Annotated in this window: 20 protein-coding genes, 2 tRNA genes and 1 pseudogene; 18 read left to right on the top strand and 5 right to left on the bottom strand. The window is 64.0% G+C overall.

Annotated features, from left to right (window positions below; genetic code table 11):
• Positions 1 to 8 precede the first annotated feature (8 nt).
• The 3 genes from cheY1 to G8E10_RS01120 all read right to left on the bottom strand — a co-directional run bounded on the left by cheY1 (position 9) and on the right by G8E10_RS01120 (position 2435).
• Positions 9 to 374 (bottom strand): chemotaxis response regulator CheY1, encoded by a 366-nt coding sequence (gene cheY1 / locus G8E10_RS01110; protein ID WP_062470377.1) that lies wholly within the window; start codon positions 372 to 374, stop codon positions 9 to 11.
• Positions 375 to 376: 2 nt separating this feature from the next.
• Positions 377 to 670: an STAS domain-containing protein gene (locus G8E10_RS01115; RefSeq protein WP_132446202.1), complete on the bottom strand. Its 294-nt coding sequence runs from the start codon at positions 668 to 670 to the stop codon at positions 377 to 379.
• 127 nt (positions 671 to 797) lie between these two features.
• Positions 798 to 2435, bottom strand: coding sequence for a methyl-accepting chemotaxis protein (locus G8E10_RS01120; RefSeq protein ID WP_167126099.1), 1638 nt, complete (start codon positions 2433 to 2435; stop codon positions 798 to 800).
• 736 nt (positions 2436 to 3171) lie between these two features.
• On the opposite strand from G8E10_RS01120, the gene G8E10_RS01125 reads away from it, so the two are divergent.
• From G8E10_RS01125 to G8E10_RS01160, 8 genes are all read left to right on the top strand, one after another.
• Positions 3172 to 3426, top strand: a complete 255-nt coding sequence (locus tag G8E10_RS01125) for a GlsB/YeaQ/YmgE family stress response membrane protein (RefSeq protein ID WP_092932100.1) — start codon at positions 3172 to 3174, stop codon at positions 3424 to 3426.
• A gap of 12 nt (positions 3427 to 3438) precedes the next feature.
• Complete coding sequence (locus tag G8E10_RS01130) at positions 3439 to 3627, top strand: hypothetical protein (RefSeq protein WP_110727004.1); 189 nt, start codon at positions 3439 to 3441, stop codon at positions 3625 to 3627.
• 108 nt (positions 3628 to 3735) lie between these two features.
• Positions 3736 to 4200 carry a YbaK/EbsC family protein gene (locus G8E10_RS01135; protein ID WP_167126102.1) on the top strand — a complete coding sequence of 155 codons (465 nt, stop codon included), beginning with the start codon at positions 3736 to 3738 and terminating at the stop codon, positions 4198 to 4200.
• Between the two features lie 181 nt (positions 4201 to 4381).
• Positions 4382 to 4771: a DUF930 domain-containing protein gene (locus G8E10_RS01140; protein ID WP_132446195.1), complete on the top strand. Its 390-nt coding sequence runs from the start codon at positions 4382 to 4384 to the stop codon at positions 4769 to 4771.
• Between the two features lie 411 nt (positions 4772 to 5182).
• Positions 5183 to 5719, top strand: coding sequence for a sigma-70 family RNA polymerase sigma factor (locus tag G8E10_RS01145; protein WP_092986559.1), 537 nt, complete (start codon positions 5183 to 5185; stop codon positions 5717 to 5719).
• Complete coding sequence (locus G8E10_RS01150) at positions 5706 to 6491, top strand: anti-sigma factor family protein (protein WP_167126105.1); 786 nt, start codon at positions 5706 to 5708, stop codon at positions 6489 to 6491. Before G8E10_RS01145 ends, G8E10_RS01150 begins: the two co-directional genes overlap by 14 nt.
• 60 nt (positions 6492 to 6551) lie before the next feature.
• Positions 6552 to 7268: a Bax inhibitor-1/YccA family protein gene (locus G8E10_RS01155; RefSeq protein ID WP_167126108.1), complete on the top strand. Its 717-nt coding sequence runs from the start codon at positions 6552 to 6554 to the stop codon at positions 7266 to 7268.
• Positions 7269 to 7369: 101 nt separating this feature from the next.
• Positions 7370 to 8008 (top strand): DUF2076 domain-containing protein, encoded by a 639-nt coding sequence (locus G8E10_RS01160; RefSeq protein WP_167126111.1) that lies wholly within the window; start codon positions 7370 to 7372, stop codon positions 8006 to 8008.
• A gap of 189 nt (positions 8009 to 8197) precedes the next feature.
• Here the strand turns inward: G8E10_RS01160 and G8E10_RS01165 are convergent.
• A tRNA-Thr gene (locus tag G8E10_RS01165) sits at positions 8198 to 8272 on the bottom strand.
• Positions 8273 to 8527: 255 nt separating this feature from the next.
• Between G8E10_RS01165 and G8E10_RS01170 the strand changes: the two genes are divergently transcribed.
• From G8E10_RS01170 to G8E10_RS01215, 10 genes and pseudogenes are all read left to right on the top strand, one after another.
• The gene (locus tag G8E10_RS01170; RefSeq protein ID WP_167126114.1) at positions 8528 to 8749 is read left to right on the top strand and encodes a hypothetical protein; all 222 of its coding nucleotides are present in this window, start codon (positions 8528 to 8530) and stop codon (positions 8747 to 8749) included.
• Between the two features lie 309 nt (positions 8750 to 9058).
• Positions 9059 to 10351 (top strand): UDP-N-acetylglucosamine 1-carboxyvinyltransferase, encoded by a 1293-nt coding sequence (gene murA / locus G8E10_RS01175; RefSeq protein ID WP_110727017.1) that lies wholly within the window; start codon positions 9059 to 9061, stop codon positions 10349 to 10351.
• A gap of 136 nt (positions 10352 to 10487) precedes the next feature.
• Positions 10488 to 10943, top strand: coding sequence for a DUF2948 family protein (locus G8E10_RS01180; protein WP_110732961.1), 456 nt, complete (start codon positions 10488 to 10490; stop codon positions 10941 to 10943).
• A 133-nt stretch (positions 10944 to 11076) separates the two neighbouring features.
• Positions 11077 to 12381 carry a histidinol dehydrogenase gene (gene hisD, locus G8E10_RS01185; RefSeq protein ID WP_167126117.1) on the top strand — a complete coding sequence of 435 codons (1305 nt, stop codon included), beginning with the start codon at positions 11077 to 11079 and terminating at the stop codon, positions 12379 to 12381.
• Positions 12378 to 12854 carry a UPF0262 family protein gene (locus G8E10_RS01190; protein ID WP_110800050.1) on the top strand — a complete coding sequence of 159 codons (477 nt, stop codon included), beginning with the start codon at positions 12378 to 12380 and terminating at the stop codon, positions 12852 to 12854. The genes hisD and G8E10_RS01190 overlap by 4 nt, the downstream gene beginning before the upstream one ends.
• Positions 12855 to 12857: 3 nt before the next feature.
• Positions 12858 to 13334 carry an arsenate-mycothiol transferase ArsC gene (locus G8E10_RS01195; protein WP_110727022.1) on the top strand — a complete coding sequence of 159 codons (477 nt, stop codon included), beginning with the start codon at positions 12858 to 12860 and terminating at the stop codon, positions 13332 to 13334.
• Between the two features lie 250 nt (positions 13335 to 13584).
• On the top strand, positions 13585 to 13803 hold the full coding sequence (gene infA, locus G8E10_RS01200) for a translation initiation factor IF-1 (RefSeq protein WP_004435948.1): 219 nt from the start codon (positions 13585 to 13587) through the stop codon (positions 13801 to 13803).
• A 265-nt stretch (positions 13804 to 14068) separates the two neighbouring features.
• Positions 14069 to 14689, top strand: coding sequence for a Maf-like protein (locus G8E10_RS01205; RefSeq protein ID WP_132446183.1), 621 nt, complete (start codon positions 14069 to 14071; stop codon positions 14687 to 14689).
• A gap of 85 nt (positions 14690 to 14774) precedes the next feature.
• Positions 14775 to 14987, top strand: a pseudogene (yacG, locus tag G8E10_RS01210) (DNA gyrase inhibitor YacG); the annotation flags it as partial.
• Between the two features lie 338 nt (positions 14988 to 15325).
• Positions 15326 to 15401, top strand: a tRNA-Phe gene (locus G8E10_RS01215).
• Positions 15402 to 15480: 79 nt separating this feature from the next.
• On the opposite strand, the gene G8E10_RS01220 is transcribed toward G8E10_RS01215, so the two are convergent.
• On the bottom strand, positions 15481 to 15927 hold the full coding sequence (locus tag G8E10_RS01220) for a nucleoside deaminase (RefSeq protein WP_245420020.1): 447 nt from the start codon (positions 15925 to 15927) through the stop codon (positions 15481 to 15483).
• Between the last annotated feature and the right edge of the window lie 92 nt (positions 15928 to 16019).

The following is a 16019-nucleotide window of genomic DNA, read 5'->3' on the forward strand; positions in this document are numbered from 1 at the left end:
AGGGTTTTTTAAGCGGTTACGCGCTCGATGGCGTCGATCAGCTTTGTCGGATCGAAGGGCTTGACGATCCAGCCGGTCGCTCCGGCCTGACGGGCACGGTTCTTCTTTTCCGCGTCGCTTTCCGTGGTCAGGACCAGGATCGGGATGGCGCGGTACTTCTCGTTGCGGCGGACGCCCTCGATGAAACCGAAGCCGTCGAGGCGGGGCATGTTGATGTCGGTGACGATGACATCGGGATTACAGTCTTCGAGGACTTCGAGACCTTCGATGCCGTCTTCGGCCTGAATGGTTTCGAAACCGGCATTGTTGAGCGTCACGAGGAGCATATTCCGGATCGTCCGGCTATCGTCCACGGTGAGAACCTTCTTCTTCATTTTCAGATCTCCTTAGCCATCAGATGGTCGACATTGACCCCGATGAGCTGCGTCGTTTTGGTGAAAGCGTCCGACACCTTGGAAATGGTGAAGGCGTGTTTGTCCTCTTCCCAGCTTTTGGCACCGGCCATCAGCACCTGGACGCAGAGCGCTCCGACCCGCTCCACGGCCGAAGCGTCGACCACGATGTTGCTGCCGCGCATCTCCGTCAGCTTGCGATGAAGGACGCTGGCCTCATTGAGGTCGAGGACCGGCGCGAGATTGAGCGTCTTCGATGCGGCTTTCTTTGGGGCCATCACGGCGCCTTTCCTTGTGTCACCTGGAGGAGATTGACCTGTCGAACGAAACCGTCCGCATTGCGATGGCCGGCAGGACCGGTGTCACGCAGGCGGAACGGGCATGGACGCAGAGCCGGGAACATCGTCATGATCGCCCCCATGCCGACACGCGCCCGAAGGCCATGTCGTCCTCGTCTTCGAGAAAAGCCTCCGCCCTCGCCACCTGCGCAGGCAGAGCCTGTCGCGGCGGCGTGGCGGCGGCCATCATCTTGTCTGCCGCGCGTGCGCCCGTGTTTGCGGAGCGCAGCGTGAAGCGGCGAATGGTTTCGCCAAGCTCGATCGTCACCATGCGCGCCGTCTGACCGGCAGCCGCCGTGCGTTCGGCATCGCTGGTGAGACCGGCAAGCGCGCGGCCGGAGCGGCCGATCTCGGTGCGCAGGTCTTCGAGGCTGGACAGATCCTCACCCGACTGACGGGCAATGCCAGTGATGGCCGACTGAATGCCGTGGACCTGCTCGACGATGCTGCCGATGGCGGCCTGCGTGCGACCGACGCGTTCGACGCCGGCATCGACCTGGGCTTTGGTGCCCGTGACGAGCTGCTTGATCTCGCGGGCCGCATCGCCGGAACGCTGGGCGAGTGCCCGGACTTCCTGGGCGACGACTGCGAAACCGCGACCGCTTTCGCCGGCGCGTGCAGCTTCGATACCGGCATTCAGCGCGAGGAGATTGGTCTGGAAGGCGATCTCGTCGATCACGCCGATGATCTGGCCGATCTTCTCGGCGGAGGATTCGATGTCGGCCATGGCCGCAATCGCAAGACCGGCGATCTCGCCGCTGCGCTCGACGGAATGTCCCGTCGCCGCAACGGCCTTTTCAGCCGCGGAGCTTTCCCGTGCGCTGTCGCGAACCCTGATAACGAGGGCTTCCAGCCGTTCGGCAACAGAATCCAGCGCCGCCGCTTCGGATTGCGCGGCCGATCCCAGACGCTCGGTTCCCGCGGTCATTGTCTCGCTGGCCGTGGCCGAAGAGGAGATCCCGGTGTCCAGATTGCGCAGGTTCGCCTCGATCGTGTCGAGGGCGGCATCCAGCGACCGGGCAAGCGGCACGGCCGCTTCCGGCACGTCGGCCGGGGTGCGCGCAGAGACGTCGCCCGCGGCCAGTGCCTCGGCGATGCCGGTGAAGGCTGCGAGCAACTCGGCTTCCGACGTCGCGCGCGTTTCCGCCAGCTGGCGCTGATGGGTCTGGCGCTGTTCGTTGAAGCGAAGGGTCACGCCGATTTCCGTATCGACGAAGACGGTGCGGATGAGGGCGGAGATAAGGTCCGTCAGTTCCTGCTGCTTGCCCTTGCCGGTCGCCAGCATGGATTTCGGCCAGAACGCCTCGATGGCGGAGACGATCAGCCGCTCGAGGATGACGCCGTGGCCGGCGATCTGCCAGCGGGGATCGAGGCCCATGCGGCTTTCCGCATCGGCCAGCACCTTGACGCGCTCGGCATAGAGACTGTCGAACCGCGCATCCGTCAACACGCCCCAATGAGAGGCGTGGAGGTCGTGCAACCGGTCGATCTGACGGTCGCTGGAGAAATGGCGCGAGGCTTCGGGGAAGGTCTGAAGGCGCTGGAAAAGGTCGCGCAGAGCGAGATCGACCTGCGGCTGGAGGGCCTGGCGGTGACGACGCAGGATGTCGGTTTCGCTGGAATCCAGCCCGGCAAACCGCAGGCGCTCGACCAGGCTTCCTGCCTGCGCCCTCCGGTTCTGGTCTGCCACGGCTTCCTGTCCCACGTTTGTCCCCGGTCCCGGTATGTCTCCCGTCAGGGCCGGTGACCATCACCGCCTGCCGAATGAAATGAGAATGTGCGCCCGATGGCGCCATATGATGCCTGCTTGTCCGAGAACGGAGCATAGGCCCCGTTAACGTCACATACCGGGTTGGGACCGGCTCGTCGGATCGGCATCATGCCCGGGAGGGGATTAAGGGGTCCCCGCTTCGACGTGTAGGGACCATGTTTATGGTTAATTCCTTGCTTGAAAGTTAACGCCACCTCCCTAATCCACAGAACGCTGAAAGATCGTGCCGGAAAGGGCGCAAACGCCTGTCGGCACAGGTTTTCATCCCCCATTCCTCGCAATTGTGGCCGTGGTCTCGCGCGCATAGAAAGAGGACACTTCCGGCGCGACACCCAGCTGCCCGGCGACCGCGTCTTGGACGGCGCGATGAGGTCGTTCCGGCATCGTGCGCGTCTTCCAGGGAGGGATCCAGCGGACATCATGATGATGACGCGAAAAGGAAACGGGCAATGATTGTTCTCGGACTGAGCGCCACCCTCATCGCATGCCTGACGCTCGTTGCCATCTCCGTCCTTCTCAACATCGACGACGGCCGCGTCGCGCTTCCCTCGCGCATCCTCTGAGCCGTCTTCGGGACAATCTTCATCTCAACATTTCCTGTTGCTGAAGATCTAACCCGGCGCGCGCGCTGCCCTATCTCCTGGTTCATCCATTCGGAAAGGAACCATCCATGGGTATCGAAAGCATCCTCATCTTCCTCCTGATCGGCGCAGTGGCCGGTTGGCTCGCCGGCCTCATCGTGTCCGGCTTCGGCTTCGGCCTGTTCGGCAACATCATCGTCGGCATCATCGGCGCCTTCATCGCAGGCTGGCTGTTCCCGCGTCTCGGTTTCGTGATCGGCGGCGGTATTCTCGCGGCCATCATCCATGCGACCCTTGGCGCGATCATCCTGCTTGTGCTCATCCGCGTGATCAAACGAGCCTGAGGAAGAGGCATCATGTCCAGCACGACAGACCCCAAAATCGAAGCCGCCCTCGCGTCGTTCATTTCCGACCATCCGGAGATCAACAGCCGCGACGCGGCCATCGCCGCCATTCTCGAGAACTGGTTTACAAGCCACGGCTACCTGCCGCACGGTCAGGAGGGCACGCGCCCGGAAGACCTTGACGCAACAAACGACGACTGAAAAAATCGGCGACAGCAATGCTGGAGGCGGGCTCAACGGCCCGCCTTTTCGTGTCAGCGCCTGACACAGGCTGGCAAACGACGAACCTTTGAGAGAGCGGACAGCCTCATGAGCCTATCTTCCGTGACCGCCTTCCTGGCCGAGAAGTCGCCCGACCTCGAGGTCATCGTTCTCGACGAGAGCACGGCGACCGTTGCCATGGCGGCGGCGGCACATCGCGTCGTGCCGGCGCAGATCGCCAAGACACTGGCGCTCCGGGTCGCAGACGCGGTGATCCTGATCGTCACGGGCGGTGAAGCGCGCATCGACAACAAGAAATTCAAGGCGCGGTTCGGCACCAAAGCCCGGATGCTCGACCTTGCCGACGTGGAAGCAGAGACGAGCCATCCGGTGGGCGGCGTCTGCCCTTTCGGTCTGCCAAAGCCGCTTGCGGTCTATTGCGACGTCTCGCTGCGCGCCTTCGACATCGTCGTGCCGGCGGCAGGCGCCACCAATGCCGCCGTGCGGATTTCGCCCGAGCGCATGGCCGACATCACCGGAGCAGAGTGGATCGACGTGACCGCCTCGACATAAATCGGGCGGATTGCGGAGGCTCGTGAAAAGACCTTTCGAAACAACGGCTAACGCCATTGCGTGTGCGTCATTTCATACGCACATTCGAGCCGACCGCTGCCCCCGCCTTGTTTCAGCCATCGAATGGCCAAGAAAATTGCCTTGAAGCGGCGGTTCCGACCGATAGTGAGAGAATCAACGCATGAACAGGATTGCCTTGTCGGCTCTGCTGGCGGCATGCACCGCCACCTCGGCTGCCGCCATGGATCAGACGCTCGTTCGCCAGTTCCAGAAACTCGATCCCGCCACACGGCTGGAGCAGCGCTGCGATACGGAAGCGATGGAGCGCATCAACAAGGACAAGACGCAGTACCGGCCCGATAAGGTCATCGCTTACGCGTTCGGCGATCCGGTGACGGCCACCAACACCATCACCGCGCCCGGCGCCGTCTTTCGCAGCCAGGGAGAATGGTATCGGCTGAAATTCCGCTGCACCACCGGTCCTGATCACATCGATGTGCGATCGTTCAAATATGAGATCGGCAGCCAGATCCCGCATGACGCTTGGGAGAGGCACTATCTCTATCCCTGAGGTCAGATGATCTCTCGTCTCGGGAGGCCCTCGACAGGACCCTACAGGAAAGCCCAGAGACCGAGAACCGTCAGGACGGCGAGGAACGCCATGGTGTTCAACAGCGTGCGCATCATATGTGTGGCCATGTTCAACTCCTCCCTCAGCGCGGCCGATGCCTCTGCATGCCGCGCAATTTTTCCCGATCGACTTATCGCGTTTCCGGAACGGCCTCCTCCAAGGCCTCTCCATCCCCAAGTGCCGAGGCCCCTGATTTCGTGAGCATATCATCGACGCGTTAATAAACCTCATGACAGAGGTGTGAACCGCTGTCCATTAGCGGATGCGAAGATTCCTTCGCGGAATCTCGCGCTTGCGAAAAATATTTCGGAAGGCATGGAATAGAGCGCCATCGCCATGCGTATATCTCACATGGACGACAGGAAAAGCCCCTTCGATGTCATCGGCCAGCTCGGCGCTCTCAGGCGTTATGCCCGTTCGCTCGTACGCAATCCCGACGATGCCGAGGATCTGGTGCAGGACGCACTGATGCGCGCCTATGAGCGCCGGCCGACCTTTCGTCAGGGTGCGAACCTGCGGACCTGGCTGATGTCCGTCCTTCACAACACGCATATCGACAGCCTGCGCCGCAAGCGCTCGCAGACGCGGCGCGTGGAGGAAGCGGCTCTGCTTTCGCAAGGCCTGCATCATGGCGGTGCGGAAGATGTCGTTCGTCTCGGGCAATTGCGCGAGGCGTTCTTCAGCCTTCCCGAAGAGCAGCGCGCCGCGCTCCATCTCGTCGCCATCGACGAGATGTCCTACCAGGACGCCGCGCGCGTTCTCGATATTCCCGTGGGGACACTGATGTCGCGCCTTTCCCGCGCGCGGGCCCGCCTGCGCGCCTTCGAGGAAGATCGCACGCCGACCCACCTCAAGATCGTTGGAGGCACCGACAATGACCATGGCTGACCCGATCCTCGACAGCGACCTCGATGCCTATGTGGACAACCAGCTGACGCCGCAGCGCCGGCTTCAGGTCGAGGCGCATCTGGCGCAGAACCCGGAGTCCGCTGCCCGGGTGATGGGTGATCTGCATCTGCGCGGCGAGCTGCGTCTGTCGCTGCTGGCGACCGTCGATCCCGGCGGCACGCGGCAAACCCGGGATGCGGCGCGCCGGCTGGAAAGCGGCCTGCGCTTTCCCCGCGTCAGTCAGCAGCTGCAGAAGGTGGCGGCGGTTACCCTTCTCGTGGGTGCCGGCTGGGTTGCCAGCACGAGCTTCGGTCCGTTCCAGGTGACCGAGGTCGTGGCATCCGAGCCGCCACCCGCGCATGTGGAAGAGGCCGTTCGCGCCCACCGCACGGCGGAGATCCGCGAGACCATGACATCGCAGCCGGAGGTGCAGACCTACGACCGCGAGGACATTCGCGCGGCGACGGCGATCATCATGCCGGCCCTGCCCGAAAGCTGGACCGTGGTGGACGTTCAGGTGTTCCCCTCACGCTTCGGCCCGAGCGTCGAGCTTGCGATCCGCACGCCGGACAAGGAGCAGATGTCGCTCTTTGCCGTGCGCCCCGGGGCGTTCTCGGTGCGGCCTGTCAAGACCTACGCCATCGACGGCATCGAGGCGGCGGACTGGCAGATCGGCGACGTGGCCTATGCGCTGGTGGCCGCGCCCGGTGGCACCACAGGCGAGGCCAAGCTGGCGCAGACGGCGGAGCGCCTGTCTAAAACCCTTTACTGACCTCTGGCCCGCCCGGCGCCAGAGCCATTCACACTTTCTCATCTATCAAGGAGAACCTCGATGAGCTTCAGCAATCCCGGCCCCAGTTACGGCGCAACGGCGCAAAGCGGCGCCTTCCTCGACCAGGCCCTGCGCCAGCACATGCTGCGGGTGTACAACTATATGGGCCTCGGCCTCGTGGTCACCGGCCTCGTCGCCTTCATCGTCGGGACGACACCGGCGCTCTACGTGCCGATCTTCCAGACGCCCCTGAAGTGGGTCGTCATGCTGGCACCGCTCGGCTTCGTGCTGTTCCTGTCGTTCCGCCTGCAGACCATGTCGGCCGGCGCGGCACAGGCGATGTTCTGGGCGTTCTGCGCCGTCATGGGCCTGTCGCTCGCGTCCGTGTTCCTCGTATTCACCGGAACGAGCATCGCGCGCACCTTCTTCATCGCCGCGACCATGTTCGGCGCGACAAGCCTTTACGGCTACGTGACGAAGGCCGACCTGTCGAAGATGGGCTCGTTCCTGATGATGGGCCTGATCGGCGTCGTCATCGCCTCGGTCGTCAATATCTTCCTCGGCTCGTCGGCCCTGCAGTTCGCCATCTCGGTGATCGGCATCGTCGTCTTCGTCGGCCTGACCGCCTACGACACGCAGAACATCAAGTCACAGTTCGCCGAGAACATGGACCAGGAATCGCAGCAGAAGCTCGCCGTCTTCGGCGCCCTGTCGCTGTACCTGAACTTCGTCAACATCTTCCAGCTCCTGCTGAACTTCACCGGCGAGCGCGAATAGTCGACATATCTTCCCTTCCGGCCTCGATGGCCGGGAGGGCCCTATCCGACCAGACCCCTGCAACAACCCTGTTGCGTATGAGATCACGGAGACACATCACCATGGACAGCAATGACCGCCAGGCGATCGACGGGCTTTTCTCCCGCATTGCCGAGGTCGAGCGCCAATCCGGCCAGCTCGATCAGGAGGCCAATGCCTTCATCGGCCAGAAGATCGCGGCCCAGCCGACGGCCCCTTACCTGATGGCGCAGACCATCGTGGTGCAGGATCAGGCCCTTGCCGCAGCCGAGCAGCGCATCCAGGAACTGGAGCGCCAGTCCTCAAGCCGCTCCTCCGGCGGGCTGTTTTCCAGCCTGTTCGGCGGCGGAAGCCAGGCCACCCCTGCCCGCCGCGCGGCACCCGCCGCCGCCTACGGACAGCAAGCGCCGCAGCAAGGCGCCTACGGCCAAACCGGCACGGCCATGGGCCAGCCGCCGGCCGGCCAGCCCAACGGCCAGCCGAATAGCCCCTGGGGCAACCAAGGTGCGGCCCAGCAGGGCCAGCGCAGCGGCGGCGGCTTCCTGCAGGGTGCCGCCCAGACCGCCATGGGCGTCGCCGGCGGCATGCTGCTCGGCAGCGCCATCGGCAGCATGTTCTCCGGCAACGAAGCCAACGCGGCGGAAACGCCGGCTGAGGCGGAAGCTCCGGCGGAAGATGTCGGTGCGGATATGGGCGACGACATGGGCGATATGGATTTCTGATCGCCGGAAACAGTTCGTGAAGCCTGAGAAGGAGCCGGTCAAAAGCCGGCTCTTTTTTTGCGTGATCACCGTCGTCGGTGAGGCCGCAGACGTGTTCAGGGACCGACTCGACACCTGAAACGGCGGGATCGTACGCGGCACGCGACTTCGGTGGGCCTGGATTTTGTTTGATCAGTTCGTCGGGGAGAATGGTGCTGCTAGAGAGATTTGAACTCTCGGCCTCTCCCTTACCAAGGGAGTGCTCTACCCCTGAGCTATAGCAGCACTGAAAACAGCGGCGGCGTGTTGGCGACCGTGTCGGAGCGAGGGCCTATTGCCATAGGTTTTCGGGGAGCGCAAGGCGGATGGTGCGGTTTTCTTGTGTTTGGTCGGATTTGAATGACGGCAGGGCGGGACGCGGGTTTCGCGAAGCGTGGTGATTTCGTAGGAAGGCTGCTTGGTAAAGCAGTGATAGGTAGCCTTGGTACCATCGATCGTTCAGTGCAGGCGATAACGTGAGGCAAAGAGGGGAGCGACGGGATGAGTGAGGCGGAGCGGCAGGCGCAGGCTCGGCGGGAACGGGCGGCGCGGACGTTGCGGGAGAACCTTCAGCGCCGCAAGCAGCAGGGGCGTGCCCGGCGGGCGGGCGATGCCGACGAGGCCGCGGGGCTGCCGGCGGCCGGCGGTGAGGCGTCCCGTGATGCCGCTTCGACGACCGAGGGCGACCGTCCTGTCGGAGGCATTGGTTCGGCGGAAAAATAGAAGGGAAGCCATTCTCGACGCAAACCGAATCGGATCGCGTTGCCGATATCGCGTGCGAGAGGGCGAGCGATGCCGATCGCGATTGTTGAGCAAACCGGCATCCTGCCGTAAATCCGGACGAATCCTTGAGATAATAGCGCGCGGTACCCTTCTTTTAGGACTCCAGCATTGGCGATACACCCGCTTGCGCCTCGGCGTTCTGCGGGTCGCTTCTCATTTGCCGTGGCTTGCTTTATGGAAGCCGTCTTTCCTGCCGACGAACGGCACATCTATCATTCAGGGGCTCCATAGCCCTGACGAGGACCGATCATGGATCGCATCAGAATTACCGGTGGCAACGAGCTTCACGGGATCATCCCGATTTCCGGCGCCAAAAACGCCGCCTTGCCGCTGATGATCGCATCGCTCCTGACGGACGACACGCTGACGCTGGAAAACGTGCCGCATCTGGCCGATGTCGAGCAGCTGATCCGCATCCTCGGCAATCACGGCGCCGACATTTCGGTCAATGGCCGGCGCGAGCGGCAGGGCGAAAGCTATGCCCGCACGATCCACTTCACCTGCCGCAACATCGTCGATACCACGGCACCCTATGAGCTGGTCTCCAAGATGCGGGCGAGCTTCTGGGTCATCGGCCCGCTTCTGGCGCGCGAGGGCAGAGCCCGCGTATCGCTGCCGGGCGGCTGCGCCATCGGCACGCGGCCGGTCGATCTGTTCATCGAGGGCCTTGCCGCGCTCGGTGCGAACATCGAGATCGACAGCGGCTATATCAATGCGACGGCGCCGACCGGCGGCCTCATCGGTGCGCGCTATGTGTTTCCGAAAGTCTCCGTCGGCGCGACGCATGTCATGATGATGGCGGCGACGCTTGCCAATGGCACGACGACGATCGGCAATGCCGCGCGCGAGCCGGAAGTGGTCGATCTCGCGAACTGCCTCAATGCCATGGGCGCAAAGGTCACCGGCGCCGGCACCTCTACCATCACCATCGAAGGCGTCACGTCCCTTTCGGGCGCGCGCCACCGGGTCCTGCCCGACCGTATCGAAACCGGCACCTACGCCATGGCCGTGGCCATGACCGGCGGCGACGTGATCCTCGAAGGGACCGATGCGAGCCTGCTCGATACGGCGCTGGAAGCGATCCGCCGCGCCGGCGCGGAGATCACGCCGACGGAAACCGGCATCCGGGTCTATCGCAATGGCGGCGGCATCAAGCCGGTCGATGTGGTCACGGATCCCTTCCCCGGCTTCCCGACCGACCTGCAGGCGCAGTTCATGGGCCTGATGACGCGGTCCAGTGGCGTTTCGCACATCACCGAGACGATCTTCGAGAACCGCTTCATGCATGTGCAGGAACTCGCCCGCCTCGGCGCGCGCATCACGCTGTCCGGGCAGACGGCGAAGATCGAGGGCGTGCCGCGCCTCAAGGGTGCGCCGGTCATGGCGACCGACCTTCGGGCCTCCGTATCGCTCGTCATTGCGGGCCTCGTGGCCGAAGGCGATACGACCGTTTCGCGCGTCTATCATCTGGATCGCGGCTTCGAGCGGCTGGAAGAAAAGCTGACCCGTTGCGGCGCCATCGTCGAGCGCGTCACCGACTGATGCGATGCCGGTCGCGGCCCGTTGCGCACGGCCCGTTGCGCAAGGCCCGTTGCGCAAGGATGAGCCGCGACCTATCTCTGCTACAGGACCACGGAACCCGATGGCCCGGCAGGCAGAACCGCACAGGTAGGATCGCATGGACACATTGAAGCTCATGGCGCTGGACGCGCAGGACCTCGAGATCGTCTCCGCTCATGTGCAGGATGCGGTCTTCAAGGTCGAGGGCATCTCTTATGCGCCGCGAACCGGCACCTTTGCCCTGGTGGTGAACCGCTTCGTCTGGGAAAAGACGGTTGATGGGAAAACCGGAACCGCAGACAAGAAGACGAATGAGCGCCGCCGCGCCGTGATCGGTTTTCACCGGGTGACATCGGTGCGCTCCATCGGCTTTTCGCGAACGGACACGGATGCCGTGCTCTCGCTGCTTGCGCTGCGGTTCGAGCCGAAGGGCGAAGGCCCGGATGGCGTGCTGGAACTGGTGTTGGCCGGCGACGCGACGATCGCGCTGAATGTGGAATGTATCGAGGTACAGCTTGCGGATACCGGCGGGGCGTGGGAAACCGCTTTCAGGCCCCATCATCCGGAAAGCTGAGCCGGAAAGCCGAGACGGTGTGGGCCCGCGCCTGACGGGGAGCGGCCGGTGCGGCCGACGACCCGAACGGTGCCGGTTTGCTTGATAGGCCCGCATTTCAACGACGTCAGCCGACACGAAGGATAAAGACCCAGTGGCCATTCGCCTCGATCATCGCGCTTCCGATTTCGAGGCCGCTTTTGCGGCTTTTCTCACCACCAAGCGGGAGGTGTCCGAAGATGTCGACCTCGCCGTGCGCCGGATCATCGCCGACGTGCGCGAGCGGGGCGATGCGGCGCTCGTCGAATATACGCTGAAGTGGGACAAGCTCGACCTCTCCACCACGCCCATGGCCGTAACAGCCGAAGAGATTGACGCCGCCATCGAGGCCGTACCCTCCGAAGTGCTGGGCGCACTGAAGGTCGCAGCCGTGCGGATCGAGGCGCACCATTCCCGCCAGCTGCCGAAGGACGACATCTATACCGATGCCATGGGTGTCGGTCTCGGCTCGCGCTGGACCCCGATCGATGCCGTCGGCCTCTATGTCCCCGGGGGAACCGCGAGCTATCCGAGCTCCGTTCTGATGAACGCTTTGCCGGCCAAGGTCGCAGGCGTTCCGCGCGTAGTCATGGTGGTGCCGGCACTGGCCGGAAACATCAATCCCGCCGTGCTGGCTGCGGCTCGCATGGCCGGCGTGTCGGAGATCTACCGGATCGGCGGCGCCCAGGCCATCGCCGCTCTCGCTTACGGCACGGCCACCATCGCGCCGGTCGCCAAGATCATGGGCCCCGGCAATGCCTATGTCGCGGCGGCCAAGCGGCAGGTGTTCGGCACCGTCGGCATCGACATGATCGCCGGTCCTTCCGAAGTGCTCGTCATCGCGGATAAGGACAACGACCCCGACTGGATTGCGGCCGATCTGCTCGCGCAGGCCGAGCACGATCCTAGCGCGCAGTCGATCCTCATCACCGACGACGTCGATTTCGCCGATGCGGTCGAGCGCGCGGTCGAGCGGCAGCTGACCACGCTTCCCCGGGCCGAGACGGCACGCAGCAGCTGGCGCGACTTCGGCGCGATCATTCTGGTCGAGGACCTCACGACCGCGCCGGAGCTCGCCAACCGGATCGCCGCCGAGCACCTCGAGCTGGCGCTGGCCGACGCGGATGCAATGATCCCGCAGATCCGCAATGCCGGGGCGATCTTCGTCGGGCGCTACACGCCCGAGGTCATCGGCGATTATGTCGGCGGCTCCAACCATGTCCTTCCCACGGCCCGTTCGGCCCGCTTTTCCTCCGGCCTCGGCGTGCTCGACTATATGAAGCGCACCTCGATCCTCCGGCTCGGGCCGGACGAGTTGCGCGACCTCGGCCCCGCCGCCATCGCGCTTGCCCGCGCGGAAGGGCTGGAGGCGCATGCGCGCTCCGTCGCGATCCGCCTCAACCTTGGAGAGGCGGGATGAGCCAGCTGCCCGCCTTTCGCCTCTGCGACGTGGTGCTGGACGAGACGATCGGCCGCTCGACGCCCGATGTGGAGCATGAGCGGGCGGTTGCGATCTTCGACCTGATCGAGGAGAACAGTTTCGAGCCGATCGGTCATGATGGCGGGCCCTACCGGTTGAAACTGTCGCTGATGGACAGCAAGCTCGTGCTCGTCGTGACCACGGAGGCCGGTGGCGACGTCATCACCCATATCCTGTCGCTGACGCCGTTCAGGCGGATCGTGCGCGACTACTTCATGATCTGCGAGAGCTATTACGAGGCGATCCGTAGCTCGACACCGAGCCAGATCGAGGCGATCGACATGGGCCGGCGCGGCATTCACAACGAGGGCTCGCAAACGCTGATGGATCGCCTCTCGGGCAAGATCAAGCTCGACTTCGATACGGCGCGCCGGCTCTTCACCCTCGTCTGCGTGCTCTACTGGCGGGGATAGGCGATGGCGCCGGGGCTTGAACCGCGAGACGACGGCGCCAGTCCACCCCGATCGGTGCTGTTCATGTGCGGCATGAATGCCATCCGTTCGCCCATGGCCGAGGTGCTGGCGAAGGCGCTGCTACCGCCCGGCACCTATATCGCATCCGCCGGCGTAAAGACCGGCGAACGCGACCCCTTCGTCGATGTCGTGCTGGACGAGCTGGGCCTGACTGCGGGACGACACGAGCCGCATACGCTGGACCAGCTCGAAGACGATTATTTCGATATGATCGTCACCCTCGCCCCGGAGGCCCATCACACCGCGCTCGAACTGACCCGCTCCATGGCCGTGGATGTGGAATATTGGCCGACGGCGGACCCGACGGCCACCCGCGGCACGCGCGACCAGATCCTTGCGGCCTATCGCGACGTCCGCGACCATCTGGAAACGCTCATCCGGCATCGTTTGCTTGGACAATCGCCGCGCAAGATGCCATAGAGCGGGTCACGCGCAGCCGCGCATGCGAGGACAACCGTTCTCCGGCGGCCGCACGGACCCTCGTCGACGCCATCGTGCCCGGCCTGCAGCGTCGAAAGACGCCGTTTTGCCGTTGCCGAACCCCGGTTGCTGACGGAAAGATCGAAAACCGGAACGCCGCTGTTCACAAACGGACGGTGATTGTGTAGTTTCCGGCAAATTTTTTAAAGAGGCCCAGTGCCTTCATGAAACTCGGAAAGACAAATCGTCAATGGCGAAAGAAGAAGTCCTCGAATTCCCGGGCGTCGTAACCGAACTGCTCCCCAATGCGACGTTCCGCGTCAAGCTGGAGAACGAACACGAAATCATCGCCCACACCGCCGGCCGCATGCGCAAGAACCGCATCCGCGTTCTCGCTGGCGACAAGGTGCTGGTGGAAATGACCCCGTACGACCTGACCAAGGGCCGCATCACCTACCGCTTCAAGTAAAGCGGGCGGCACAGGCAGGGCAAGCACCGCTGGCCATGGAATAGCTGCCGTTTACGGCGGTTCGGTCGCAATCGGGCTGCAGCCCGGCTTTCCACGGCGCCCGCGAGGGGATGCCTCTAAGACGCTCCATTTTCTTGCGAACGCCGTTTCGACGCAAATGTCGACTGCACCACACCGCTCCGCAACGTAGCCTGCCGCAGGTGCTCGTGCCTGGAAACCGGTTCCGGTCGAGATCCTTGCGGAGAGATCCGGGAAACGACAGACGATGGCACACGATCAGACGCTTATCCTGGCATCCGGCTCGCCGCGCCGCGTCGAGCTGCTCGCCCAAGTGGGCATCGAGCCCAAACGCCTGATGCCGATGGATCTCGACGAGACCCCGCGGCGCACCGAGCATCCGCGCTCGCTTGCCTGGCGGCTTTCCGCCGAAAAGGCCCGTGCGGCCACGGCGGCGCTGAAGGGCATGGACGAGGCGCGCGGCGCTTATCTGCTGGCAGCCGATACCGTCGTCAGCGTCGGCCGGCGTATCCTCCAGAAGCCCGAGAGCGTCAGTGAGGCCACGGCGGCGCTGACCCTTCTCTCCGGCCGCAGCCACCGCGTCTATACCGGCATCTGCCTCGTCACGCCGGATGGTTCCGTGCGACAGAAGGTCGTGGACACGAAGGTCCGCTTTCGCCGCCTGACCTCGCACGACATCGAAAGCTACCTCGCCTCCGGCCAGTGGCGCGGCAAGGCGGGTGGCTATGCCATTCAGGGCATTGCCGGCAGCTTTGTCGTGAAACTCGTCGGCTCCTACACCAATGTCGTCGGCCTGCCCCTGACCGAAACCGTTGCCCTCCTCTCCGGCGAGGGCTTCAACGTGCATGATGCCTGGCTCGAAGGATGACACCATGAGCAACGACACCCCCAAGTCCCCACGCGGCTCCAAGCCTGCCAACGACACCGCAAACGCCGCCGGCACCACATCGGCCAAACCCGCCTCCAACGTCGCCCCCCTGCGCAAGACCGTGCCCTGCCCGGAATGCGGCCGCCCGTCCCACCGCGAGCACTACCCCTTCTGCTCGAACCGCTGCCGCGACCTCGACCTCAGCCGCTGGCTGACCGGCGCCTACGCCATCCCCGTCTCGCAGGACGAGGACAACCCCGACGACACGCTCCAGAACAGTACGCGCGACGACGAATAGATCGTACCGCCTGATGAAGGGTGCGCTTGCGTTGTGATCCGCCATTCGGGCCGCGATGACCGTCATCGCTTTCAGAACGCCCGGCTATCATCCTTCGCGCGCCACTCTCCCCCAATGCGATCCTGGAATATCGCCTCCTTGGCCTTGCCGAACGGGCCCTTCGCATCCCGAAGCCCATCAAGAACCTGAATTCTATCAACACGTTGATCCCGAAACGCATTTTCTGTCAGAAAAACGCCATCTGGCGCTGGACACCTCCGAACAAGATGTTATAACCCCGCTCGCTTCCCGGGGAAAACCAAAGCCCCACGGTCTGCAAAGACCTTCGAAGCCGGTATGCCCGGATAGCTCAGTTGGTAGAGCAGCGGATTGAAAATCCGCGTGTCGGTGGTTCAAATCCGCCTCCGGGCACCATTTCCCCAAAGTTACTCTGCAGTTTTGCGTCGTGGCGGATCACTGATCTCGCTCGTCCAATACGTCCAGCCCAGCCCGTTCACCAAGCTCCCACATGCACCGCCCCAGCCTCATCCTCCAGGCACGGGCCCACCACCGCGATCGCCTTCTGCCCTGCGGCAAAAACGGTGCGGGAGGGGAGGTCCATGGTGGGGTTGTCGGGGTGGTCTCCGGTGAGGGTTTTCAGGGCGTGTTCGGAGAGGCCGTAGACGACGCGGCCGATGCCGGTCCAGTAGATGGCGCCGGCGCACATGGCGCAGGGTTCGGCCGAGGAATACATGGTGCATGTCGCGAGGAAGGGTTCGCGGTAGCGTTTGGAGGCTTCGGTCGCGAGCAGGCGTTCGGCATGGGCGGTGGCGTCGAGGTCGGGGAAGTAGCCGTTTTCCATTTCGATCAACACCTCGCCTTCGGGGCCGGTCAGAAGCGCGCCGAAGGGCATGTTGCCGTGGGTCTGGGCGCGGCGGGCGATGTCGAAGGTTTGTCGCAGGAGGCCGGCGTCGGCTTCGGTGAGAGGCGGGCTTGCAAAGGGCGGGTTGCCTGGGGCTTCGGCGGCCTGCGTGCTGCTCGCCTCACGTAGTC

Source organism: Ferranicluibacter rubi, assembly GCF_011603255.1.
Taxonomy (GTDB): domain Bacteria; phylum Pseudomonadota; class Alphaproteobacteria; order Rhizobiales; family Rhizobiaceae; genus Ferranicluibacter; species Ferranicluibacter rubi.

Excerpts from the sequence above, each read along its gene's own strand:
- infA (WP_004435948.1), top strand. The coding sequence starts at position 13,585 with ATGGCGAAAGAAGAAGTCCTCGAATTCCCGGGCGTCGTAACCGAACTG.
- murA (WP_110727017.1), top strand. The coding sequence starts at position 9,059 with ATGGATCGCATCAGAATTACCGGTGGCAACGAGCTTCACGGGATCATC.
- cheY1 (WP_062470377.1), bottom strand. The coding sequence starts at position 374 with ATGAAGAAGAAGGTTCTCACCGTGGACGATAGCCGGACGATCCGGAAT.
- G8E10_RS01140 (WP_132446195.1), top strand. The coding sequence starts at position 4,382 with ATGAACAGGATTGCCTTGTCGGCTCTGCTGGCGGCATGCACCGCCACC.
- G8E10_RS01125 (WP_092932100.1), top strand. The coding sequence starts at position 3,172 with ATGGGTATCGAAAGCATCCTCATCTTCCTCCTGATCGGCGCAGTGGCC.
- G8E10_RS01190 (WP_110800050.1), top strand. The coding sequence starts at position 12,378 with ATGAGCCAGCTGCCCGCCTTTCGCCTCTGCGACGTGGTGCTGGACGAG.
- G8E10_RS01170 (WP_167126114.1), top strand. The coding sequence starts at position 8,528 with ATGAGTGAGGCGGAGCGGCAGGCGCAGGCTCGGCGGGAACGGGCGGCG.
- G8E10_RS01145 (WP_092986559.1), top strand. The coding sequence starts at position 5,183 with ATGGACGACAGGAAAAGCCCCTTCGATGTCATCGGCCAGCTCGGCGCT.
- G8E10_RS01160 (WP_167126111.1), top strand. The coding sequence starts at position 7,370 with ATGGACAGCAATGACCGCCAGGCGATCGACGGGCTTTTCTCCCGCATT.
- G8E10_RS01130 (WP_110727004.1), top strand. The coding sequence starts at position 3,439 with ATGTCCAGCACGACAGACCCCAAAATCGAAGCCGCCCTCGCGTCGTTC.
- G8E10_RS01155 (WP_167126108.1), top strand. The coding sequence starts at position 6,552 with ATGAGCTTCAGCAATCCCGGCCCCAGTTACGGCGCAACGGCGCAAAGC.
- G8E10_RS01195 (WP_110727022.1), top strand. The coding sequence starts at position 12,858 with ATGGCGCCGGGGCTTGAACCGCGAGACGACGGCGCCAGTCCACCCCGA.
- G8E10_RS01150 (WP_167126105.1), top strand. The coding sequence starts at position 5,706 with ATGACCATGGCTGACCCGATCCTCGACAGCGACCTCGATGCCTATGTG.
- G8E10_RS01135 (WP_167126102.1), top strand. The coding sequence starts at position 3,736 with ATGAGCCTATCTTCCGTGACCGCCTTCCTGGCCGAGAAGTCGCCCGAC.
- G8E10_RS01115 (WP_132446202.1), bottom strand. The coding sequence starts at position 670 with ATGGCCCCAAAGAAAGCCGCATCGAAGACGCTCAATCTCGCGCCGGTC.
- G8E10_RS01205 (WP_132446183.1), top strand. The coding sequence starts at position 14,069 with ATGGCACACGATCAGACGCTTATCCTGGCATCCGGCTCGCCGCGCCGC.
- G8E10_RS01180 (WP_110732961.1), top strand. The coding sequence starts at position 10,488 with ATGGACACATTGAAGCTCATGGCGCTGGACGCGCAGGACCTCGAGATC.